19 protein-coding genes, 1 tRNA gene and 1 pseudogene are annotated in these 23647 nt (G+C 58.5%); 3 read left to right on the top strand and 18 right to left on the bottom strand.

Going from position 1 to position 23647, the window contains the following annotated elements; genetic code table 11:
• Window positions 1-52 precede the first annotated feature (52 nt).
• The 12 genes from pheT to GH656_RS06675 form a co-directional block, all read right to left on the bottom strand.
• A complete protein-coding gene (pheT, locus tag GH656_RS06730) occupies window positions 53-2485 on the bottom strand; it encodes a phenylalanine--tRNA ligase subunit beta (protein ID WP_153075164.1) in 2433 nt (810 codons plus the stop codon).
• A 141-nt stretch (window positions 2486-2626) separates the two neighbouring features.
• Window positions 2627-3640 (bottom strand): phenylalanine--tRNA ligase subunit alpha, encoded by a 1014-nt coding sequence (gene pheS / locus GH656_RS06725; protein WP_174769704.1) that lies wholly within the window; start codon window positions 3638-3640, stop codon window positions 2627-2629.
• Window positions 3641-3827: 187 nt separating this feature from the next.
• The gene (rplT, locus tag GH656_RS06720; RefSeq protein ID WP_153075163.1) at window positions 3828-4187 is read right to left on the bottom strand and encodes a 50S ribosomal protein L20; all 360 of its coding nucleotides are present in this window, start codon (window positions 4185-4187) and stop codon (window positions 3828-3830) included.
• Between the two features lie 30 nt (window positions 4188-4217).
• Window positions 4218-4415, bottom strand: a complete 198-nt coding sequence (gene rpmI / locus GH656_RS06715; RefSeq protein ID WP_153075162.1) for a 50S ribosomal protein L35 — start codon at window positions 4413-4415, stop codon at window positions 4218-4220.
• A 228-nt stretch (window positions 4416-4643) separates the two neighbouring features.
• Entirely contained in the window at window positions 4644-5168 is a 525-nt protein-coding gene (infC, locus tag GH656_RS06710; RefSeq protein WP_153075161.1) for a translation initiation factor IF-3, read from the bottom strand.
• Between the two features lie 49 nt (window positions 5169-5217).
• Window positions 5218-7125: a threonine--tRNA ligase gene (gene thrS, locus GH656_RS06705; protein ID WP_153075160.1), complete on the bottom strand. Its 1908-nt coding sequence runs from the start codon at window positions 7123-7125 to the stop codon at window positions 5218-5220.
• Window positions 7126-7413: 288 nt separating this feature from the next.
• Window positions 7414-7490: transfer RNA gene (locus GH656_RS06700), tRNA-Val, on the bottom strand.
• 106 nt (window positions 7491-7596) lie between these two features.
• Window positions 7597-9840, bottom strand: a complete 2244-nt coding sequence (locus GH656_RS06695; protein ID WP_153075159.1) for a RelA/SpoT family protein — start codon at window positions 9838-9840, stop codon at window positions 7597-7599.
• Between the two features lie 52 nt (window positions 9841-9892).
• Window positions 9893-10246 carry a RidA family protein gene (locus GH656_RS06690; protein ID WP_153075158.1) on the bottom strand — a complete coding sequence of 118 codons (354 nt, stop codon included), beginning with the start codon at window positions 10244-10246 and terminating at the stop codon, window positions 9893-9895.
• Window positions 10247-10396: 150 nt separating this feature from the next.
• Window positions 10397-11290 (bottom strand): alpha/beta fold hydrolase, encoded by an 894-nt coding sequence (locus tag GH656_RS06685; protein ID WP_153075157.1) that lies wholly within the window; start codon window positions 11288-11290, stop codon window positions 10397-10399.
• 332 nt (window positions 11291-11622) lie between these two features.
• Window positions 11623-12264 (bottom strand): CoA transferase subunit B, encoded by a 642-nt coding sequence (locus GH656_RS06680; RefSeq protein ID WP_153075156.1) that lies wholly within the window; start codon window positions 12262-12264, stop codon window positions 11623-11625.
• Between the two features lies 1 nt (window position 12265).
• The gene (locus GH656_RS06675) at window positions 12266-12970 is read right to left on the bottom strand and encodes a CoA transferase subunit A (protein ID WP_153075155.1); all 705 of its coding nucleotides are present in this window, start codon (window positions 12968-12970) and stop codon (window positions 12266-12268) included.
• A gap of 168 nt (window positions 12971-13138) precedes the next feature.
• On the opposite strand from GH656_RS06675, the gene GH656_RS06670 reads away from it, so the two are divergent.
• A complete protein-coding gene (locus GH656_RS06670; RefSeq protein WP_153075154.1) occupies window positions 13139-13684 on the top strand; it encodes a PAS and helix-turn-helix domain-containing protein in 546 nt (181 codons plus the stop codon).
• A gap of 15 nt (window positions 13685-13699) precedes the next feature.
• Here GH656_RS06670 and GH656_RS06665 read toward each other — a convergent pair whose 3' ends face one another.
• Window positions 13700-14176 carry an acyl-CoA thioesterase gene (locus tag GH656_RS06665; RefSeq protein WP_153075153.1) on the bottom strand — a complete coding sequence of 159 codons (477 nt, stop codon included), beginning with the start codon at window positions 14174-14176 and terminating at the stop codon, window positions 13700-13702.
• Window positions 14177-14275: 99 nt separating this feature from the next.
• The gene (locus tag GH656_RS06660; RefSeq protein WP_153075152.1) at window positions 14276-15052 is read right to left on the bottom strand and encodes an SDR family oxidoreductase; all 777 of its coding nucleotides are present in this window, start codon (window positions 15050-15052) and stop codon (window positions 14276-14278) included.
• A gap of 255 nt (window positions 15053-15307) precedes the next feature.
• Between GH656_RS06660 and GH656_RS06655 the strand changes: the two genes are divergently transcribed.
• Both GH656_RS06655 and GH656_RS06650 read left to right on the top strand, forming a co-directional pair.
• Complete coding sequence (locus GH656_RS06655) at window positions 15308-16981, top strand: electron transfer flavoprotein-ubiquinone oxidoreductase (RefSeq protein ID WP_153075151.1); 1674 nt, start codon at window positions 15308-15310, stop codon at window positions 16979-16981.
• Window positions 16982-17084: 103 nt separating this feature from the next.
• Window positions 17085-17923 (top strand): annotated as a pseudogene (locus GH656_RS06650) (class I SAM-dependent methyltransferase).
• Window positions 17924-17950: 27 nt separating this feature from the next.
• Here the strand turns inward: GH656_RS06650 and GH656_RS06645 are convergent.
• The 4 genes from GH656_RS06645 to GH656_RS06630 form a co-directional block, all read right to left on the bottom strand.
• Window positions 17951-19429, bottom strand: a complete 1479-nt coding sequence (locus tag GH656_RS06645; protein WP_153075150.1) for a glycosyltransferase family 9 protein — start codon at window positions 19427-19429, stop codon at window positions 17951-17953.
• Between the two features lie 19 nt (window positions 19430-19448).
• Window positions 19449-20549: a chorismate synthase gene (gene aroC / locus GH656_RS06640; RefSeq protein ID WP_153075149.1), complete on the bottom strand. Its 1101-nt coding sequence runs from the start codon at window positions 20547-20549 to the stop codon at window positions 19449-19451.
• Between the two features lie 393 nt (window positions 20550-20942).
• Complete coding sequence (locus GH656_RS06635; RefSeq protein ID WP_153075148.1) at window positions 20943-22892, bottom strand: MFS transporter; 1950 nt, start codon at window positions 22890-22892, stop codon at window positions 20943-20945.
• Between the two features lie 206 nt (window positions 22893-23098).
• A complete protein-coding gene (locus GH656_RS06630; RefSeq protein ID WP_153075147.1) occupies window positions 23099-23557 on the bottom strand; it encodes a CBS domain-containing protein in 459 nt (152 codons plus the stop codon).
• Between the last annotated feature and the right edge of the window lie 90 nt (window positions 23558-23647).

Raw genomic sequence — 23647 nt, 5'->3', positions numbered from 1 at the left:
AGCGGAAAATATAAAACTGCAGCAAATGGGCATTTAACGATTATTTGCAGCATTAACCGCGCAACCGTGCGCCATACATTCGAGCCAAACGATTCACCAGGGCCTGAATGGCTAAATCAACTGTTTGATCCTGAAGGGTTCCGCCAGTATCTTGCAAGGTAATACGGAACGCAAGGCTTTTTTCGTGAGCGGCCAGGCCACCGGAAGTGCTTGATTTTGGACGAAATTCGTCAAAAATTGCGATGCGCTGAACGCTCTTGCAAGCGGGCTCGGAGAGCGCATTTTGCATCTCGTCAAGCAACGCCTGGGCTTCGATTTTTTGCTCGACGACCACGGCAATATCACGTCTTACAGGCGGAAACTTTGATACTTCCGACGGGCTCGGCAATACTCGCTGAATTAATGCTTCAGATTCAATTTCAAACAAAACAGGCGCGTGCGGTAAATCATATTTCTGCATCCAGCGCGGATGAAGTTCACCAATCCAGCCAACGTGACGGCCATCCAGTTCAATCCGCGCGCTACGCCCCGGATGCAGTGCAGGATGCTCAGCCTTGACATAACGGGCAACCGCTGGTGCCAGCAACGCCTCCAGATCCCCCTTCACATCGAAAAAATCAACAGCACGCGCAGCCGCGCCCCATTGCTCATCGAGTACCGGGCCATACGCCAGTGCTCCGAACCGCTTTGGCTGGGCAAAACCTTCAACCGTCATCTCGCTGCCCTTGAGCGCAGGATCCGGCAGAAACACGCGGCCAACTTCAAACAGACGAATACGCTCGGCACGCCGGTTCAGGTTGTGGCGCAGCACACTAATCAAGCTGCCAAACAACGTGGTACGCATCACCGCAAGCTGGCTCGCAATCGGGTTCAGCAGACGCACCGGATTGGCATTGCCCGCAAAATCCTGCTCCCACTCGGCATCCACAAAACTGAAGTTGACCGTTTCGGCGTAATCGCGTGCGGCGAATGCGTGACGAAGCGTGTGAATCGAACGCTGGGTTTCGTTAGTCGCACGCATCTCGCTGCTGGCCACCGGCGGACGTGCGGGAATTTTTTCGAAGCCGTAAATACGCGCGACCTCTTCGATCAGGTCTTCTTCGATTTCGATATCGAAACGATAAGACGGCGGCGTCACAGCAAACGTAGCGCCATCGCTTTCAAACGCGAGACCGAGGCGGGTGAAGATTTGCGCGATTTGCTGCGCCTCAACCGGAATGCCGAGAATCCGCTGTGCCCTCGCCACCCGCATCTTGACTGGCACACGCTGTGGCAGGTTGACGCTCTGATCATCCACCGGGCCTGCTGAGCCACCGCAAATTTCAAGAATGAGCTGGGTAATGCGTTCGAGATGCTCCACCGTGGTGGCATAGTCGACGCCTCGTTCAAAGCGATGCGCCGCATCCGTCGAAAAGTTGTATCGGCGGGCCCGTCCGCGAATACTGTCTGGCCACCAGAACGCCGCTTCCAGATAAATATTCGTGGTGTCGAGCGTAACCGCTGTGCTGTCACCGCCCATGATTCCGGCAAGGCTTTCGATGTGCTGCTCGTCGGCGATCACGCCAACCGTTTCATCCAGCTCAATCGTGTTGCCGTTGAGCAGCTTGAGGGTTTCACCCCGCTTTGCCCAGCGCACGTCCATGCCACCGTGAATCTTGTCGAGATCGAACACGTGGGATGGACGGCCCAGCTCCAGCATCACATAGTTCGAAATATCGACCAGCGCCGAAATACTCCGTTGTCCAGAACGCTCCAGACGTTGCACCATCCATTGCGGTGACTTTGCGCGAGCGTTGACGCCGCGAATCACGCGTCCGGAAAAACGGCCGCACAGATCAGGCGCAGAAATTTTGACTGGCAGGATTTCACTCAGCGTCACGGCAGCCGGTTTGATCGCGAGCGCATGCAACGGAGCGCCGGTGATCGCAGCGGTTTCGCGTGCCACCCCCCAGACCGACAGGCAGTCGGCCTTGTTCGGTGTCAGCTTGATTTCAAAGATGGTGTCATCGAGATTCAATGTCTCGCGGATATCCTGGCCAAGCGGCGTCGCCTCCGGCAAGATCAGCAAGCCGCTGTGATCTTCCGAGAGCTTGAGCTCGCGCGCCGAACACAGCATCCCCTGGCTTTCCACCCCGCGCAGCTTAGAGAGCTTGATAACGAACGGCGCGCCCCCCTCTTCGGCCGGCGGCAACTGCGCCCCGACGAGCGCAACGGGCACCTTGATCCCCGGTGCCACATTCGGCGCTCCGCACACGATGTTCAACAGCGTGCCGGTGCCGACATCCACCTGACACACGTTCAGCTTGTCTGCATCGGGATGCTTCACGACTTCAAGCACCTGGCCCACGACGATCATCGAGGTCGGCGGTGCCACAGGACGCAACGATTCGACCTCGAGGCCAGCCATCGTCAGCGCATGCGACAACGCGTCGGTAGTCAATTGCGGGGCGACGAAAGTTCTCAACCAGGATTCAGGGAATTGCATGGTTCGTTACATTCTCAACAGGTTAGATCAAGGACTGGCCAGCCTTTGGCCGCCACCTCGCACGCCAAACGCCGTTATGTGAGCCGCCACACGATAACGGTGACAGCCAGAAGACAGTGAATACAGCGGATACGTGATACGTCAGGCAAATTGCCGTAAAAAGCGCAGATCGTTCTCGAAGAACAGGCGCAGATCCTGCACGCCATAACGCAGCATTGCCAGCCGCTCAAGGCCGCTGCCAAACGCAAAGCCGATGTAACGTTCAGGGTCCAGCCCCATATTGCGAATGACCGTTGGATGAACCTGGCCCGAGCCTGAAATTTCAAGCCATTTACCCGCATTTTTGCCGTGCTCGAACATCATGTCGATTTCGGCGGATGGCTCGGTAAACGGAAAATACGATGGGCGAAAACGCACGAGAATATCGTCGCGTTCAAAGAATTTTTTAAGGAAATCGGTATACACGCCTTTCAGGTCAGCGAAGCTAATGTGTTCGTCGATCCACAGGCCTTCAACCTGATTAAACATCGGTGAATGCGTAGCATCGCTATCCACCCGATACGTGCGGCCAGGCACGATCACCTTCACAGGCGGCGTGCTGGTGCGGGCATAACGCACCTGCATGGGGCTGGTGTGCGTACGCAGCAATAGCTGGCGGCCATCGGCATCCTTGCCATCGATGTAAAACGTGTCCTGCATCGAGCGTGCAGGATGGTTTTCGGGGCTATTCAGTGACGTGAAGTTGTACCAGTCGGTTTCAATTTCAGGACCATCCGCGACATCGAACCCGATCGTGCGGAAAATCTGCTCAACGCGCTCCCATGTCCGCATCACAGGATGCAAACTACCGGCCCCTGCACCGCGGCCTGGCAGCGTCACATCAACCGCCTCGGCCGTCAGACGCTGATTGAGCAGCGCATCAGCCAGCGCCTGACGGCGCGCCGTCAACGCAGCTTCGACCTGCTGCTTGAGTGCATTGATACGCGCACCTTCGGTCTTGCGTGTTTCAGGGTCGAGCTTGCCTAGACCCTTCAGCAATTCGGTCAACGCGCCTGCCTTGCCAAGAAAGCGGGCCTTCTCGTTCTCAAGCGTAGTTACATCTGACGCCTGTTCGAATGCTTGCTGCGCGTCGGTGACAATCTGGTCCAGATTCATTGATCCCATCATTTCAACGTCAGTATTCAATTGGATTGGAGCAAAACGGATTCGACCAACAAAAACGGGGCTCGGTAAGGAGCCCCGTTTTTGTTGTAGCGTCACCGGGAACCGGATATCCGCTACAACGAACCACGCAGTTTAATCACCCATCAAGGTTGCCCTGTGAGCAATGCTCAACGAGCAATCAGCCTGCGACGGCGGCCTTCACCTGCTGAACGATTGCAGCAAAAGCAGCCTTGTCGAACACAGCCATGTCGGCCAGCACCTTACGGTCGAGTTCGATCGAAGCCTTCTTCAGGCCATTGATGAACACGCTGTAAGTCATGTCGTGCTGACGCACCGCCGCGTTGATACGCGTGATCCACAATGCACGGAACACACGCTTTTTGTTGCGGCGATCGCGGTAGGCGTACTGCCCTGCGCGCATGACCGCCTGCTTGGCGATGCGATAGACATTATTGCGACGGCCGCGGTAACCCTTGGCCAGTTTGATGATTTTCTTGTGACGGGCCCGTGCGGTAACCCCACGTTTGACTCTAGGCATATTTCGCTCCTGTGAGTTATCAGTTAAGGGTTAGGCGAACGGCAGCATTGCGCGCACAGAGTTCATATCCGACTCATGAACTGCTGTTGAACCGCGCAAATGGCGTTTGTTCTTGGTGGTTTTCTTGGTCAGAATGTGACGCTTGAAGGCTTGACCGCGCTTGACGGTACCGCCCGGACGCACCACGAAGCGCTTTGCAGCACTCTTCTTGGTTTTCATCTTCGGCATGACAACAACTCCATTATTTGGTGAATATGGGTGTGCGGTTGGCCCTGACAGCCCTTCATCCGCCCTTCGAAACCCACTCCACTTGGTATACACAGCTGATCTGAACTACGGACCGCTGTTTTTAGTTGCGATGCGCATGAATACGCACCGCAGCTAAATCTGGCCACACTCCGTCCGCACACAGCGGCAGGCGTTTAGCCTGGCACAGCAACGGCGCTGTGCCTGAACTTACTTTTTCTTCTTCGGCGACAGCACCATCACCATCTGCCGGCCTTCCATCTTGGGCATCTGCTCAACCTGACCGACTTCATCCAGATCGGCGCGCAAGCGTTCCAGCACACGCATGCCGATTTCCTGGTGAGCCATTTCCCGGCCACGGAAACGCAACGTGATTTTCGTCTTGTCGCCATCATCAAGGAAGCGAATGAGGTTGCGCAGCTTGACGTTGTAATCACCGTCATCCGTGCCCGGGCGAAACTTCACCTCCTTCACCTGGACAACCTTTTGCTTGAGCTTGGCCTCGTGCTGTTTTTTCGCTTCCTGGTATTTGAATTTGCCGTAATCCATCAAGCGGCAAACCGGAGGTTCCGCCTGAGGAGCAATTTCGACCAGATCCACATCCTGCTGCTCCGACATGCGGAACGCATCAGCAAGTTTCACAATGCCAAGGGGTTCATTTTCAACCCCGACCAGGCGCACCTCGGGTGCCGTAATTTCCCCGTTGATGCGATGCGACGACTTATCAGTAGCGATGTTACGTTTCCTCTAAAAATGAAAAAAACGAGCCGCGCTGCCAGGTGGCTTACCTGAACGCCTGCACATCCTGGCGCAGACGCTCGGTGAATGCGTCGACCGGCATAACGCCAAGATCGACACCGCCACGGGCACGCACGGCTACTGTTTGTGCTTCACGCTCTTTGTCGCCGACCACAAGAAGGTACGGCACCTTTTCTAGCGTGTGCTCGCGTATTTTATAGCTAATTTTCTCATTGCGCAAATCAGCCTCGGCCCTAACCCCTTGTTTTTGCAATGATTGAACTAGCGCATGCGCGTATTCCGCCTGATTTTGCGCGATATTCATCACTACCACCTGCATTGGGGCCAGCCAGGCTGGCATTGCGCCTGCATGGTGCTCGAGCAAAATGCCGAGAAAACGCTCCATGGAGCCAACAATAGCCCGGTGCAGCATCACTGGCCTGCGCCGGCTATTGTCTTCAGCGACATATTCAGCACCCAGACGCTCAGGCAGGACCATATCCAACTGGAGCGTGCCACATTGCCACGAGCGGCCGAGCGCATCCTTGATGTGGTACTCAATCTTCGGACCATAAAATGCGCCCTCGCCCGGCAGTTCTTCCCAGCTCAGACCACAGGCAGTCAGCGCGTCGCGCAACCCCTGCTCCGAGCGATCCCATGTCTCATCCGTCCCCGCGCGCGACTCCGGCCGCAACGACAGCTTGATATCGATTTGCTCAAAGCCAAAATCTTTGTATACGTCCATCGCCAGCGAATTAAACGCAATCGACTCACTAATGAACTGCTCTTCCGTGCAAAAAATATGGGCATCATCCTGCACAAAACCACGCACACGCATCAACCCATGCAATGCGCCCGAAGCCTCATTCCGGTGGCATGAGCCAAATTCAGCGTAACGCAGCGGCAAATCACGATATGAACGCAAACCATGATTAAACACTTGTACATGGCCTGGACAGTTCATCGGCTTGATCGCGTAATCACGCTTTTCCGATTCTGTCGTGAACATGCCCTCGCGGTAATTCTGCCAATGGCCAGAAGCCTCCCACAGTGAGCGGTCCATAATCATCGGCGTCTTGATCTCAAGATAGCCGGACTGATTCAGACGTCGCCGGATGTATTGCTCGACTTGCTGCCACAAAGTCCAGCCACGCGGGTGCCAGAACACCATGCCGGGAGACTCGTCTTGCATATGAAACAGATCGAGTTGCTTGCCCAGCTTGCGGTGATCGCGCTTTTCAGCTTCCTCCAGCATGTGCAGATACGCTTCCTGATCTTCTTTTTTTGTCCAGGCTGTGCCGTAGATGCGCTGCAATTGTTCGTTTTTCGAGTCGCCGCGCCAGTACGCGCCAGCGACCTTCATCAGCTTGAAAACCTTCAGCTTGCCCGTTGAGGGCACATGTGGCCCGCGGCAGAGATCCGTAAAGCTGCCGTGCGAATACAGCTTGATTTCGTCCGTGGCCGGAATGGATTCGATAATCTGCGCCTTGTACGTTTCACCAATGCTTTTAAAGTAAGCCACGGCCTCGTCGCGCGACACGACACGGCGCGATACCGGCTCGTCTTTTTTGGCCAGATCCTGCATGCGCTTTTCGATTTTTTCCAGATCTTCTGGCGTGAAGGGACGGCTATACGCAAAGTCGTAATAAAAGCCGTTTTCGATCACCGGGCCAATCGTCACCTGGGCCTCCGGGTAGAGATCCTTGACGGCATACGCCAGCAAATGCGCGGCAGAGTGCCGGATGATCTCAAGGCCATCGGCATCTTTATCCGTCACGATGGCCAGCGATGCATCGCGCTCAAGCAGCGTGGAAGTATCCACCAGTTCACCATCAAGCTTGCCGCCAAGCGCTGCTTTAGCCAGACCGGGACCAATCGACGCCGCCACTTCGGCAACCGTCACTGGGTGATCGTACTGTCGAACTGAACCGTCTGGCAGACGTACCGAAACCATGGTGCTCTCCGAAATGCCGACTGACGGCGGCGCTAACAACCGACTAGCCAGGCTAATGTTAATGGGCAAAAGGGCAAAAAAAATGCGGCCCCGCTTTCGAGGGGCCGCATTCACATTTGAAACAAACTGCAGTGGTGAACCAGGTCCTCGACTAGCGTCGTTCCGAAGTGGTTTCGGTCAACGTTCGAAGTACCATTACTCTCTTTGCCCCTTCTGCTTTACGCCGAAGCGCGCTGATGTTCGCCTGCTGCCTGCGAAACCCTGATACACCCAGAGTTTCAATTTCGTTGGTAGGCTCGATTGGACTCGAACCAACGACCCCCACCATGTCAAGGTGGTGCTCTAACCAGCTGAGCTACGAGCCTGAAGAAAGCGAGATTATATGGAGTGCCTTATCACTTGGCAAGTGTTTTATGCGCCCACCTGCAAATCCTGTCGCACGCAAAAAGTGTCTTCCGCTCTTCACTCCTGCTAAGCCTTGCGTGACGCGCGCACCACGCCCGTGACTTCACCCAGCAGCGAACACGCTCGCTGAATCTGCGCCGCGTTCGACACCTCAACGGTAAATTGCATCAGCGCAGCATGCCGCCGGGTTTGCGTTTTCACTCCGATCACGTTCATCTTTTCGCGCGCGAAGACTTCTGAAATGTCTCGCAGCAAGCCCTGACGGTCGTTGGCTTCAAGCAAAAAATCCACCGGATACACCGACTGTCCCCGGCCATTCAACACATCAGCCGACCAGGTGGTTTGCAATACGCGCTCAGGTGCGCGCGTGGCCATGCGCAAAAACGTCGGGCAATCGCTACGATGCACCGACATCCCTTTGCCGCGCGTGACAAAACCACGAATCTCATCAGGAGGAGCCGGGCGGCAACAACGGGCAAGCTGGGTCAGCAACGCATCAACCCCAACCACCAGCACGCCCGTTGATGCACCGTGCGCCACGCTCACGCCACTGCTGCGCTTTTCGAACTGCGCAGGTGTATCGGTATGAACAGCCGGTGGAGGTGCGTCATGCAGCGCCTGTTCAACCTGACGCAAGCTGAACTCCTCCTTGCCCACCACTAAAAATAAATCGTCAGGGGTCTTGAAGCCAAGTTTCGCCGCAAGCTGGTCGAGATTCACCGAGGTCCGGCCTTCACGCTGCAACGTCTTCTCTACCATCGCACGGCCAGTCGCAATGTTTTCCTGTAGATCAATGGCGTTAAACCATGCTCTGACTTTTTGCCGGGCCCGGCCGCTGCGCAGGTATCCCAGTTGCGGATTCAGCCAGTCGCGCGATGGGCCACCTGTTTTGACGGCGACGATTTCAACGGTCTGACCGTTTTGCAACGCCGTGTTGAGTGGCACCATCGCGCCATCAACCCGTGCGCCACGGCAGCGGTGTCCGAGATCGCTGTGCAGGTGATACGCGAAATCAATCGGCGTTGCGCCTTGTGGCAGCGCAATCACTCGCGCTTGCGGCGTCAGCACATAGATGTGGTCGTCGTCGAGCGTCGCCTGACGCAATTGCTGCCATGGTCCAGCCGTTTGCGCGGCGCTGGGCTCGCCCTCCGACACATCATCCTTCCATGCCAGCAACTGTCGCAGCCAGGCGATCTTCTCATCGTATTTTTCGCCCGCACTGAACTGGCCGCCGTAGCCGCGTGTGCCCGCCTCCTTGTAGCGCCAGTGCGCCGCGACGCCGTATTCGGCAAAACGGTGCATCTCCTGAGTGCGAATCTGCACCTCGAAGGCCCTGCCGTCATCGCCAATCACCACGGTATGCAACGACCGGTAGCCATTGGGCTTCGGCCGGGAGATATAGTCGTCAAATTCTTTCGGCACCGGCTGCCACAGGTTATGCACGATCCCCAGCACCGTGTAGCAATCCTTGATCTCCGGCACGATCACGCGAAATGCCCGCACGTCGTAGAGCTCAGAGAAATCCAGTTCTTTGCCGCGCATCTTGCGCCAGATGCTGTAGATGTGTTTTGGCCGGCCGCTGACTTCGGCGGACACCTGTGCTTCAGCCAGCTCCTGCTGCAAGCGGCTGATGGCCTGCGCCACATACGCTTCCCGTTCGGTGCGCTTTTCATCAAGCAGCCGGGCAATGCGCCGATATGTTTCGGGCTCCTCAAAGCGTAGTGCCAGATCTTCAAGCTCCCACTTCAGTTGCCAGATACCCAGCCGGTTGGCCAGCGGCGCGTAAATATCCAGCGTCTCACGGGCCACTGCGGGCGCGGGTGTGACCTTCGCCGCCGCGTAATAGCGCAGCGACTGCAACCGCGACGCCAGCCGGATCAGCACCACGCGAATATCCTGGGCAAACGCCAGCAGCATCTTGCGCAGCGCCTCAACCTGCGCGCGCCGGGCCGCCAGTGCATCGCGTCCAGCTTCGGGCAGCGGGGCCTGGGTCGCGCGCAAGCTCACGCTGCCAAGACGCAGCAGCTTGCGCACGTCGCCAACAAGCTGCCCCACTTCGTCACCAAAATGACGCGCAATCATGTGCTCCGGGTCTGGCAGATACGGTGCCAGCGCAAAGAGCGCTGCTGCTGCCACGGCGGGCGCATCCACATTCAGCGCCCGGACGATGGCGGCCGTGCCAGCGGCATGGTCCGCCAGTAATTCGCCCGAAGCAAACCGGACCTCGCCCGCATGCTCACGCACAAAGGCCATGGCGTCATCAAGGGAGGGAGCGAGGATCGGCTCAGGCGCAGCGCTATTTGTAGTCATGACACGGCATTTCGCCCAAGCGGGCAGATCAGCAGGAGTTCAGGAGTTAAGTTCAGTCGCGCTGGGCAGCGACGGCCACCACTTCAACGAGGCACTTAGGATTGGCCAGCCGGGCTTCGACGGTCGCACGTGGCGGCGTCGCACCCTGCGCGACCCACTTGTCCCACACTTCATTCATACCGGGGAAATGCAGCATGTCCGAGATGAAAATCTGGACTGAGAGCAGATGGGATTTGTCGCTATTCACTTCTGCCAGCAGACGGTCAATATGACCAAGCACTTCGCGGGTCTGGCCTGCAATGTCCTGCTCGGTATCTTCAGCAATTTGCCCGGCCAGATAGATCGTGCCGTTATGCACCGCAATTTCAGAAAGCCGTTTGCCAACGTGATGACGAATGACGCGCATAAGGTTTCCCCTTAAGTAGGAATGAAGTGAAAGTTATTTGCTTCGGCACGGGCCTCAGCACTAGTTTGATAACTGGCTTTATCAACACGCAGTTGAAATAGCCTGTGCCGCAAAGTCTTATCTCATATTATGACGCCGCTGCCTGGGTCATCAAAGACCGTCAAAGAAACGCCGTGCCAGATTGATCTGTGCGGGGTCAAGAAAGGCCGGGGCATGTCCCGCATCTGCGATTTCCGCGCTGGAGACTGCACGCCCTTGCTCAACCATGCGGGCGACCGTCGCTGGCGAAAGCAAATCCGACTGCGCGCCACGCACCACCAGCACCTCACCGGCAAACGTCGCCAGCGCATGCCATAGCATCGCTTCGCCAAATGCCGCCTGCTCGGGCGTGATTGCAGCAAACGGCTGGGCGATACGCGGGTCATAGCGAAACCGCCAGGTACCCTCGCGCTCGACCAGCAGCGGCGTATTGATTTCGCGCCAGTCATCCGCGCTCAATGCGCCGAAGCTGGACGCCAGTTGCGCGGCGGTGTCGATGCCTTGTTGCAGGCTGCTAAAGCGAGGGTCTCGGCCCAGGTATTCGCCGATACGTGTCAGCGCGACTGGTTCGATATGCGGCCCAACATCGTTGAGCAATAGCTTGCGCACTGGCGTATCCGGCAAGCCCGCAAGCGCAAGGCCAATCAAGCCACCCATCGAGGTGCCAAACCAGTCCACCGTGTCAACGCCAAGCCGGGCAATCAAGGTCATCATGTCCGCGACGTATTGCGGCACCTGATAACCGTTCGGATCAGCCAGCCAGGCTGACAGGCCACGGCCAGCGATGTCGGGGCACACCACGCGATAGTCACTGGCGAACGCCGCTGCCAGACGGTCGAAATCGCGCCCGGAGCGGGCCAGCCCATGCACGCAAAGCAACACTCTTGAATTGTCTGGATCACCCCATTCGGTATAGGCCAGGCGATGCAACCCGGAGGGGCTGATGCATTGAACAAAATTCTGACGAGGCGCAGCAAGGTCAGGGGTCACAGACGAAACGCTCATCGCAATGTCCTTGGTGAAAGCAGAAGAAATGAAGCGCGGGCGCTAGCCGCAGGATGCCAATGATGCCGACAGTGCAATGCGCGGCCGATTGTAGCTGGACTGTCACTCGCCACCTGTCACCGCGCAGTATCAGCGGGCCGCAGCGCTCAATCTGATCTACCCGGCACGCAGTACAACGGAATCATTCGAACATTCACGGGATAGCAACCTGGACCTTGCGGCCCGCGCAATAAAAAAACGGGCGACGCTGACGCCTCGCCCGTCTCATCCATCAGACACGTAGCAGGCAGGCACTCGCTCGCACCTGCTTGCTACACGCCACCAAAAACACCTTAGCTTACCGAACTCACATCCAGCGGGGCACCCGTGCGGGCAACGATTTCGTCGACGCTGACACCCGAGGCCAGTTCGACCACTTTCAGCCCCGCGTCCGTCACGTCGATCACGCCCAGATCCGTGATGATCCGGTCGACGACGGCAACCCCCGTCAATGGCAGCGTGCAGGTGTCGACAATCTTGTGCTGATCGCCCTTGGCCACGTGTTCCATCAACACCACCACACGTTTGACGCCCGCCACCAAATCCATTGCGCCGCCCATGCCTTTAATCATCTTGCCGGGAATCATCCAGTTCGCCAGATCGCCCGTCTTGCTGATCTGCATCGCCCCCAGAATGGCCAGATTGATGTGGCCGCCGCGAATCATTGCAAATGAATCCGCCGACGAGAAAATCGACGAGCCCGGCAACGTCGTCACCGTCTGTTTGCCTGCGTTAATCAGATCAGCATCGACTTCGTCTTCGGTCGGTGAGGGGCCAATGCCCAGCAAACCGTTCTCGGATTGCAGCCAGACTTCAATCCCTGCCGGGACGTGGTTCGCCACCAGCGTCGGCAGTCCGATGCCGAGGTTCACGTAAAAACCATCCTGCAGTTCCTGGGCAGCGCGCGCGGCCATTTCGTCACGATTCCATGCCATCTCAGTCTCCTTTCGCGCGAACGATGCGTTGCTCGATACGTTTTTCCGGGTGTGCGTTCAGCACGATACGCTGCACGAAAATGCCAGGCGTGTGAATCGCATCAGGGTCAAGCGAGCCGGTTTCAACGATTTCTTCGACCTCCGCCACCGTGATCTTGCCCGCCATCGCGCACATCGGATTGAAGTTGCGTGCCGTGCGCCGATAAATCAGGTTGCCGGCCTTGTCGGCTTTCCATGCCTTGACGAGCGCAACGTCAGCCGTCAGCGAATGTTCCAGCACATACTGGTTGTCGCCGAACTGGCGCGTCTCCTTGCCTTGCGCGATCAACGTGCCGTAACCCGTATTGGTGAAAAACGCGGGGATGCCTGAGCCGCCTGCCCGCAGCTTTTCAGCCAGCGTGCCTTGCGGCGTAAATTCGAGTTCGAGTTCGCCCGCCAGATACTGGCGTTCGAACTCCTTGTTCTCGCCGACATACGACGAAATCATTTTCTTGATTTGCCGCGTTTCGAGCAGCAAGCCGAGGCCAAAGCCGTCAACCCCAGCGTTATTGCTAATGCAGGTCAGCTCTTTCACGCCTGAATCGCGCAGTGCGCCAATCAGAGCTTCCGGAATGCCGCATAAACCAAAACCGCCGACCGCGAATGTCTGGCCGTCGTGGACGATGCCTTCGAGCGCGGCGGCCGCACTTTGATAGACCTTGTTCATCAATAGGTTCCTTGCCTGGTCAATGGAGAACTGACAACCCGCGCGAAGCGCAGGCTTTGCCCCGCGCGCTTGTGACGTGCCGTCAAGAGTATGCTGTGGCGACCCTGCGGCACAATACGCACAATTACATAAGTACTCGCCACAGTAGGCACACGCCTGCTCCTCGCCATGCCCGCCCTCGATTATCAAACCGCTTTTCACCTTGCGCCGGTCGGCCTCGTGCTGTCACGCGAACGCATCATCGAAGACTGCAATGAGCCGTTGGCTGCAATCTTCGGCTACGCGCGCACGGCACTGCTCAGACAGTCGTTTCAGATTCTCTATCCGTCGGCAGACGAGTTCGAACGGATTGGCACCCGTATTCCACCAATCATGACCGCCCAGGGCAGTTATGCCGATGACCGCATCATGAAGCGCGCGAACGGCGAACTGTTCTGGTGCCACGTCACGGGACGCTCGCTCGAACTGGCCAAACCGCATGCAGCAGGCGTGTGGACCTTCGAAGATTTGAGCGCGACTCGGCGTGTCGCTGTTGAACTCACGCCGCGTGAGCGCGAAATTGCGGCCCAGTTGGCGACCGGAAAAACCAGCAAGCAAATTGGCCGGATACTCGATATCAGCTCACGCACGGTCGATGTTTACCGCGCCCGGCTAATGCGCAAATACGGCACAGCCAACGCTACCGAATTGCTGCAACGGCTGCTCGGACACTAAACGTCAGCACAGGTGCTACGGCAATGCCACCGGGTGGCTCGGGCTGGCTAACGCCGCCTGCTCAATCGCGGCCCGCAGGACCTCCGGAACCGGCACCGACTTGCCCGCCGCGTAATCAATCCAGACGCAGCGCGCCGCCCCTCGGGCATATAGCGTCTGCGGATCATCCGCACGCACCAGCTCAAACCGGGTATCAAAGCTGCTGCGTCCACGTTTGGCTACGCTCATCCGGCCAATCACATCACCCGGGTAATGCAGTTGACGCAAAAACTCCATCGAGGCATTGACCATCACCGGGCCTTGCCCTGCCTCCCGGCTGAGCACCAGATCAAGCTGTTCAAGCCAGCTAATCCGCACCTGTTCCATATAGCGGAAATACACCGTGTTGTTGACGTGACCAAAGGCGTCCATATCGCCCCAGCGAATCGGCAGCGACATCTGAAACACAGCGTGGTGATCGGTCGTTGCGGCCGTTGCGGTCGTTGCAGTCATCGAATTTTTCGGCAATGAGAAAGCGGCCCCAGGGGCCGCATGATGGAAAGCGCGCGACGCGTTGCACAGCAGGCCACGCCATCGGTTGCGAAAGCCGCTTTAGACGAGGCCAAAGCCGTCGTCGGCGGTAATGATCGCGCCATTGATAAATTGGGATTCGTCAGCGGCCAGCAATAGCAGCAGCCCATCCAGATCTTCCGGCTGGCCGACGCGTTGCCGTGGCAACTGCGACACGAGTTTTTGCCCCTGCTCGGTGCCCCAACGGTGGTGATTCATTTCGGTGTCGATATAGCCCGGGCAGATCGCATTCACGTTGATGCCGTGACGCCCCCACTCTTGCGCCATGGCCTTGGTCATATGAATCACGGCGGCCTTGCTCATCGAGTACAGGCCGATTTGCGGCAGCAGCCGCAAGCCCGCTACCGACGCAATATTGATGATCCGGTAACACGGCTTATGCGCGCCTTGATTGCGCCGGATCATGCGCTTGGCTACTTCCTGGGCGACAAAAAATGCGCCGCGTGTGTTGGTGTCAAACACGAATTCAAAATCGGCGGGGGTGACTTCAGTGAGTTTCTGGCTGGTCGATACGCCCGAATTGTTCACCAGGATATCAATGGTTCCAGCTTCGGTTTCAGCATGGGCAACCGCCGACTTGATGCTCTGATAATCGGTGACGTCCAGCGCCACGACATGGGCAGCGCCACCCGAGGCTTCGATCTCGGCGCGTAATTCTTTCAGCCGCTCGGTACGGCGGCTGGCTAGCACGACCTTTGCGCCCGCTTGCGACAGCACCTGGGCAAAGCGCTTGCCCAATCCGCTCGACGCGCCAGTAATCAACGCGACTTTGCCTTCCAGATTAATCGAACGGCCCATTGTCTTTCCTTCGTTTTGGTAATGGTGGCAATAAAAGATAAAAACGATAACAGCGGGGCGCGGCCCCAAGCCGCGCAAGAAAGGATCTCGACGAGATCCAGAAAAGCGTCCTCTGAAACGGGCGTCACCCTATCACACCAATAGAACGATCGTGCTAATTTATGCGCCCCCGGTTGCGGCGCTCGAATCGTTCGCTGACAATACGCGGTCCCCAGCGGATCTTAAAAAAGCATTTTAACGGTAAGAGGAGCATCAATGACCCCCGCAAGCCTGATTGAGCAGTACGGACCACGCGAATCCATGGAGTACGACGTGGTGATCGTCGGTGGTGGCCCGGCTGGCTTGTCTGCCGCGATCCGGCTCAAGCAGCTGGCGCAGGAAAAAGGCGTCGAAACCAGCGTCTGCGTGCTCGAAAAAGGCTCGGAAATTGGTGCACACATTTTGTCCGGCGCTGTCATGGACCCTCGTGCTCTCACCGAACTGATCCCTGACTGGAAAGAAAAAGGCGCGCCGCTAGACGTTGCGGTCAGCGAAGACCGCTTTCTGTTTCTCAGTGAAAACGGTGCCAAACAAGTGCCGCACTGGGCCCTCCCCGGCATTTTTCGTAATGAAGGCAACTTTGTCGTCAGCCTGGCGAATGTCACACGCTGGCTTGGCCAGCAAGCGGAAGCATTAGGGGTCGAAATTTTCCCCGGCTTTCCGGCTGCCGAAGTGCTGTACCACGCAGATGGCTCGGTCAAGGGTGTGGTCACCGGCAATATGGGCCTCGGCCGCGATGGCGTGCCCAGCGAAAATTTTCAGCTTGGCATGGAGCTGCATGCGAAATACACGCTCTTTTGCGAAGGGGCGCGAGGCCATCTTGGCCGGCAGTTGCATGAGCGCTTCAAACTGCGTGACGGCGTTGATCCGCAGGTCTATGGCCTCGGCATCAAGGAGCTATGGGAAATTGATCCCGCCATGCATCAGCCTGGCCTCGTCATCCATACCGCTGGCTGGCCACTGGACAACGACACTTACGGCGGCTCGTTCCTGTATCACATGGATCACAACCAGGTGATGGTGGGTTTCGTCGTTGGGCTCGGATATTCGAACCCGTATCTGTCGCCCTTCGAAGAATTCCAGCGCTACAAGACGCACCCCGCCATCCGCGCGTTTTTGCAGGGTGGCAAGCGCGTGTCGTATGGCGCGCGGGCGATTACGGCGGGCGGGCTGATGTCGCTGCCAAAACTGGTGTTTCCGGGTGGCGCGCTGGTGGGCGACGAGGCGGGCTTTCTCAATGCCTCGCGCATCAAAGGCAGCCACGCGGCGATCAAAACCGGCATGCTGGCCGCTCAAGCTGCATTCGACGCGCTTCAGGCCGGGCGTCAGTCAGATGAGCTAAGCGCCTATCCGGAAGACTTCAAAAACTCCTGGCTGCATGCAGAGCTGCATCGCGCACGCAATTTCAAGCAATGGATGAGCAAGGGCCTGTATCTCGGCACGCTGATGGTGGGTCTTGAGCAAAAGCTGCTGGGTGGCAATGTGCCGTGGACGCTGCATCACAAGCATGCCGACCATGAAAAACTTCGGCCTGCTGTGCAGTGCCAGCCAATTGCATACCCAAAACCCGATGGCAAGCTGACGTTTGACCGTTTGTCGTCGGTCTTTATCTCCAATACCAATCACGAAGAAAACCAGCCAGTACACCTGACGCTCAAGGACGCAACGGTTCCGGTGAGCCTTAACCTGCAGATTTATGCTGGACCCGAAAGCCGGTACTGCCCGGCCGCGGTGTATGAGTTCGTCAAGAACGAGGATGGCAACGAACGGCTGGTCATCAATGCGCAAAATTGCGTGCACTGCAAAACCTGCGATATCAAAGACCCGTCACAAAACATCGTGTGGGTGACGCCAGAAGGCGGTGGCGGGCCGAACTATCCAAATATGTAAGCGGCCGGCACAGGTCACGGCAGCCTGGCTGGCGCATACGCCATGTTGCCCGCGGCCTGTTGCACGTTACCGGTTAGCCGCCAGAAAAAGGGCAAAAGTGTCGATGACAACCCAACCTGATCTTGATGTCCTCGCCCACAATCAGGCGGCGTGGGATCGGCAAGCTAGCGAGCAGCGCGAGTGGTCGCGCCCAGTAAGTAGCGAGTTGATCGCCGCCGCCAGGAACGGGCAATGGGATGTGCATCTCACGCCCCGTCCGTTGCCGAAGGCATGGCTGGGGGAAATTCGCGACAAAGCGATTCTCTGCCTGGCTTCAGCTGGGGGCAGCAAGCACCTGTTCTGGCGGCAGCCGGAGCGCGCGTCACCGTCTTCGATATTTCGGCGCGCCAGCTTCAGCAGGATCAGTGGGTAGCGCAACGCGACGGCCTCGAACTGGCGACCGTGCAGGGTGACATGTGCGATCTCGGAGTCTTTGGCGACGCGCATTTCGATCTCGTCTTCCAGCCGATCTCCAGTCTCTATGTGCCGGACGTGCGCCCAGTATGGCGCGAATGTCATCGGGTACTGAAACCCGGAGGCGTGCTGCTGGCCAGTTTCTACAATCCCGTGGTGTTCATCGGAGACCGTGATCCAGCCTATGCCGGGCAAGGATTGCTGCGACCGCGTTACAAGCTGCCTTATTCGGATCTGACTGATCTGGAGCCTGAGGTGCTTGAGAGAAAACGCAGTAATGGTGAGGCTGTCGTGTTCGGCCACTCGCTAACGGATCTAATTGGCGCTCAACTGACAGCAGGATTCGTGCTGGATGACTTCTATGAAGATGAACAGCCTGCTCCGCGCTTTCTGGTAGATCGTTTCATGCCGACTTTTCTCGCCACGCGCGCGCTCAAACCAGTTGCGCCGCTTGAACCGCTTGAACCGCTTGGGCCGCTCAAGCAATAAGCGCCGCGGTGTTCCAGGTGAAGCACATCACAGCTCCAGCAGCCTGTGCCTGAGCGCCTCCAGCACGGGCTCCCAGTTGTCCCGCTCGGTCTGGCGAAACAGCTCAAGCGTGTCGTACCAGGGTGTGCGCTGAGTTTGCTGCTCCCAAAACCACGCCGAAATGTAATCAATCATCAGGCAGGTCGGCACCCCGAGTGCACCCGCCAGATGAGCCGGACCGCTATCAACCGTCACCACCAGGTCAAGATTGACTAGCAACGCTGCCACATCGTCAAAACCGGTTTCAAACTGCGCCGTCAGATCAACGATCTCAATACCAGCCGCGTGCCACTGCGCGACAGTCTCCGAGCGCCCCGGCGAAAGCGCAAAAAACGTGATGCCGGGCACCTGCAATAACCGCTCAAGTTGCGCCGCAGGCACCGAGCGAGACGCGTCGCGGATATGCGCTGGATTGCCGTTCCAGACCAGCCCGACTTTGCGCTTCCCGCCAGGAGCGGCTTCCGCGGCCCGGAGGTGCCAGAGCGCGATGCGTGCCGGGTCAGCGCTCAGATAAGGTCGGCCCCAGCCAGCAGGCTCGGTAATGCCGAGCCGAAGCGGTAAGCTCATCAGCCCGCAATGAAAATCCGGCCGCGTTTCAAGCGTGGTTTCAAGTCGCACATCGGCCGGCAGCATGCGCTCCAGCAGATGCCGCAGCGGCCCATCGTGGCCGAAAATCACCCGCCCGCCCTGTTGCCCCACCCGTTGCGCCAGCAACGGCAAAAACCGCGCGGCCCACAGGCAATCGCCCATGCCCTGTTCACCATAAACGATGAGCACCTTGCCCGTTAGCGATTCCCCCTGCCAGTACGGGCACAGCGCAGCGAGTGTCGCCTGCGCGCTATGCAGATCATCTGCGGCAAACGCGATGCGCGCTTCGTAACGAGCCCAACCTTCGGCATACCGGCCAGTGCGTAGCTCCATCTCTGCCAGGTCGAATGCGGCATACGCATTGTCCGGCCGCAGTGACAGCGCGTAGCGCAGCGTCGCTTCCGCCTCGCTAAAACGGCCCTGCTCCTTGAAACACAGCCCGAGCTTGTGATGCGTGAGCGGATCGTCCGGTGCCAGGCGCACGGCTTCGCGCAAAAGCCGTTCGGTGTCTGTGAAAAGATTGGCCTGCTGCAGCGCGCCCGCACGCCAGAACAACGCTTTGACGTTTGCGCTATCGAGCGCCAGCAAACGTGCGGTGGCCACATCAACCAGCCGCCATTCGCGGGCGCTGAACGCGGTTTGAGCAATGCTGGACAACAGATCCGGCGCGCAGGATGGATCCAGTTCCCAGGCACGCACCAGTGCTTCAAGCGCTGCCCGGTGCCGCTGCGGATCGGCCAATGGTGCTGGTTGCAGCGCCTGCCCCAGCCTGAGCCAGTCGTGTGCGCTTGCATCTGCGGCAGCGGCGCGGGCCCGCAGGCGCTCCAGGCGATCCTGAGCCTGCGGCGCGTCCGTTAATGAGTGACTTGGCGTCACCATGGTGAGGGCTCCCCTGCGGTTAAGACGCGCGGGCAGCGATGACCGGTGTCGCCACACTGACGTCGCCGCATTGCGCTCGATGACGCAAGACGTGATCGATCAGCACCAGCGCGAGCATCGCTTCGGCAATCGGCGTGGCACGGATGCCAACGCAGGGATCATGACGTCCAAAGGTTTCGACCAGCGCGGGCTGCCCGCTTTTATCAATCGAGCGGCGCGGCGTGCGAATGCTTGAAGTGGGTTTGATCGCAATGGATACCGTAATGTCCTGGCCGGTCGAAATGCCGCCCAGGATACCTCCGGCATGGTTGCCGACAAAACCTTCCGGCGTCAGTTCGTCGCCATGGACCGAGCCGCGTTGCGCGATGCTGGCAAAGCCCGCGCCGATCTCAACGCCCTTCACCGCGTTGATGCCCATCATCGCGTGCGCGATATCGGCATCCAGCCGGTCGAACAGCGGCTCGCCCAGCCCCACCGGCACGCCCGACGCGACCACATTGATGCGCGCGCCGATTGAATCGCCATCCTTGCGCAAGCCGTCGACATACGCTTCGAGCTGCGGTACGACCTCAGCATTAGGCGCAAAAAACGGATTCTCCCGCACGTGCGACCAGTCCACGAACGGCACCTCGATCTCGCCTAACGCCGCCATGTATCCCCGCACCTCGATGCCGGTATGCTCGCGCAGCCATTTTTTTGCCACCGCTCCGGCAGCCACCGTCGCCGCCGTCAGGCGCGCCGACGAGCGGCCACCGCCGCGATAGTCGCGGATACCGTATTTCTGCCAGTAGGTGTAATCGGCGTGACCCGGGCGGAAGGTTTCCGTGAGATTGCCGTAATCGCTGCTGCGCTGGTCAGTGTTGCGAATCAGAAGAGCAATCGGCGCACCGGTCGTGCGCCCTTCAAAAATGCCGGAGAGGATCTCGACCCGGTCGGCTTCCTGACGCTGCGTCACGTGACGTGAGGTGCCGGGCTTGCGCCGGTCTAGTTCGCTCTGGATATCGTCTTCTGTCAGTGCTACACCCGGCGGGCAACCATCAATCACACAGCCAAGCGCCGGACCATGTGATTCGCCAAAGGTTGTAACGGTGAAAAGCTTACCGAGCGTATTGCCGGACATGGTGGGGTCCAAAGAAAACGGGGGGAAGCCAGCATTATGCCAGCCCGTTATGTCTGGCCGCTGTCCATCCGTTGCCAGCCAATGGCTTCCCAGACGCCCGCCTGGGATCGCTGCAGGGCCTGCTGCATGGGACTCCTGGGGATGCCAGGGAGTGCCCGCTCGCCGCATGCGGTTGGAAAGTGAATTGCTGCGGTGCCGGGGCTGGGTTGGTTTGCGGGGTTCGCCTTGCGGGGTTCGCCTTGCGGGGTTCGCCTTGCGGGGTTCGCCTTGCGGGGTTCGCCTTGCGGGGTTCGCCTTGCGGGGTTCGCCTTGCGGGGTTCGCCTTGCGGGGTTCGCCTTGCGGGGTTCGCCTTGCGGGGTTGATGCCCGCTCCATCAAGCCGCTTCAATGGACTTATTTACGTGCCCCGCGTAATTCAGTCACGCACTGCTGCAATGCCTCTGGAGTCGCCTCCTCCGGGCTGAACGGCTCGCCAACGGCCAGCGTCAGGCGCGACATCATGCCCCGGCGCAACGGCCTCGGCCAGTGTGTGTTCGCCGCGCGTGAAAACACGCTGCCCCAGAGCCCGCGCAAGGCCATCGGCACGACCGGCACCGGCGTGCGCTGGATGATCCCGCTCACGCCCTGGCGAAACGGACTCAAATCACCGCTTGAGGTCAGACGGCCTTCGGGGAAGATGCAAACCAGTTCGCCCTCCGCCAGTGCTTGCGCGCAGGCGTCGTATGCCTTTTGCAACAGTTCAGCATCTTCGCGCGCAGGGGCAATCGGAATCGCTTTCGCGTGCCGGAACACCCAGCCCGCAAACGGTGTGCGGAAAATCCGGTGATCCATCACAAAGCGAATGGGCCTAGGGCTCTCGGCCATGATGACAATCGCATCGACGTAGCTAACGTGGTTACAGACCAGCACCGCAGGCCCTTCTTCAGGAATGCGCTCCGGATGAACCAGACGAATCCGGTAAAACGTATGCACCAGCAGCCACGCCAGAAAACGGAGTAAAAATTCGGGCACTAATGAATAGATGTACGACGCGACGACGATATTGAGCAGCGCGATCGTCAGGAAAATTCCAGGAATGCCAACGCCCAACGCAGTCAGCCCCATCGCCATCAGCGCAGACGCGATCATGAACAGCGCATTCAGAATATTGTTGGCCGCGATGATCCGCGCCCGGTGGCTTGGCGGGCTGCGGCTTTGCACCAGCGCGTACAGCGGCACGCTATATAACCCGCCCGACAGCGCCAGCAGGAATAGATCGGCCAGCACGCGCCAGTGCGCTGGCAACGCAAGGAACTCGCCGACACTCAGCAGATGCCCAGCCTGAGGCAGCGCATGACTAGCCAAGTACAGATCAATTGCAAACACACTCATGCCGATCGACCCCAGCGGCACAAGCCCTAGCTCGATACGCCGCCGCGACAGCCGCTCACACAGCAGCGAGCCGATGCCGATACCCACCGAGAACGTAGCCAGCAGCACCGTGACCACGTCCGGGCTGGCCGACAGCACATCTTTGGCGAAGCGGAAGAAAGACGATAGAAACGTCGCACCGACAAACCACAGCCAGGAAATACCTAACAGACTCAGAAAAACCGCGCGATCGGCACGCGCGAGCCGCACATTGCGCCAGGTTTCACTAAAGGGGTTCCAGTTGATCGCCAGATCCGGTTGCGGTGCCGGCGTAAGCGGAACGAAGCTCGATACGGCACGGCCCATAAGTGCCAGCGCCACGCACAGCCCCGCCAGCAAAAGCGCGCCATGCTCGTTCATCCCGGCTGCCGCACCGCCAGCGATCGTGCCAAACAGGATCGCCACAAAGGTGCCCATTTCAACCAGGCCATTGCCGCCCACTAGCTCGGCTTTCGATAACTGCTGTGGCAAATAAGAATATTTAACCGGGCCAAACACCGCTGAATGCGCGCCCATCAGGAACGTGCAGGCATAAAGCAGCGGCGCGCTATGCAGCCAGAAGCCCATTGCGCCCACCAGCATCACGGCGATTTCGAAGGTTTTCACCCAGCGGGTCAGTGCGGCCTTGTCGTACTTGTCCGCGATTTGGCCCGACGTCGCAGAGAACAGCACAAACGGCAGGATAAAAATCGCTGAAATCAGAAACGCGGCGGTTTTGGCATCGACCCCGGAAAAACGCGCTGCCTGAAACGTGACCAGCGAAGTAAAACCAATCTTGAATACGTTGTCATTCATCGCCCCAAAAAACTGCGTCCAGAAAAATGGCGCAAAGCGCCGTTCACGCAGCAAGCCAAACTGGGAATGCGTGGGAGGGGGCTGGCCGCGATCGGCACGGGCAGCAGGGCGAACAGATGAGGACGGACGATCGTTCATGCGGGCCGAGGAAGGAGAAAAACAAAGGAGGGAACCAGACGCTAACCCGGGCGAAGCCAGATTCAAGCGCCGGGGTGAACGGAGGAGTGACGGGACAGACTAGAAGAGACGCCGCCGTGCGCGCATCAGGCGGCTGCCGTGCGAAGCGCGCCGAGGCAAAAAACCCCGCGCAAGACGCACGTGAAAAATAGCCTGGCATGCGTCGGCTAGCGAGTTGGCTGAGGCTCCTGCTCTTCCGGCCAGTCGCGGATATAGGCCTTGAGCATGCGGTTTTCGAAGCCCTGCTCATCAACCACCGCCTTCGCCACGTCATAAAACGAAATCACGCCCATCAACGTGCGGCTGTCCATCACTGGCAGATAGCGCACATGATGTTCGAGCATCATGCGCCGGACTTCGTTGACGTCGGTTTCGGGGGTGCAAGTGAGCGGATGGTCATCCATTACCTTGCGGATGGTCGATGTGCCGACGCTGCCGCCATTGCGGCTCACCAGCAGGATAACTTCACGAAAAGTTAGCATTCCGACCAGATCGCCGTACTCCATGACAACCAGTGAACCGATATCGTGTGCTGCCATCGTATTCACTGCGTCAAACAGCGGGGTGTCGGGAGTGACGGTATAGAGCGTGTTGCCCTTGACCTTGAGGATGTCGGTGACGCGCATGGATGTCTCCTGATGTTGCAGGTAAAGCAAGATTGGTTTTCGATCCTAGCCGAAAGACCTTCAAAAGAAAAGCAGCCTGCGGCCCCCAAG

This window comes from Paraburkholderia bonniea (genome assembly GCF_009455625.1).
Taxonomy (GTDB): domain Bacteria; phylum Pseudomonadota; class Gammaproteobacteria; order Burkholderiales; family Burkholderiaceae; genus Paraburkholderia; species Paraburkholderia bonniea.
The sequence above is the reverse complement of the archived record's forward strand: the minus strand, read 5'-3'. Positions and strand labels throughout refer to the sequence as shown.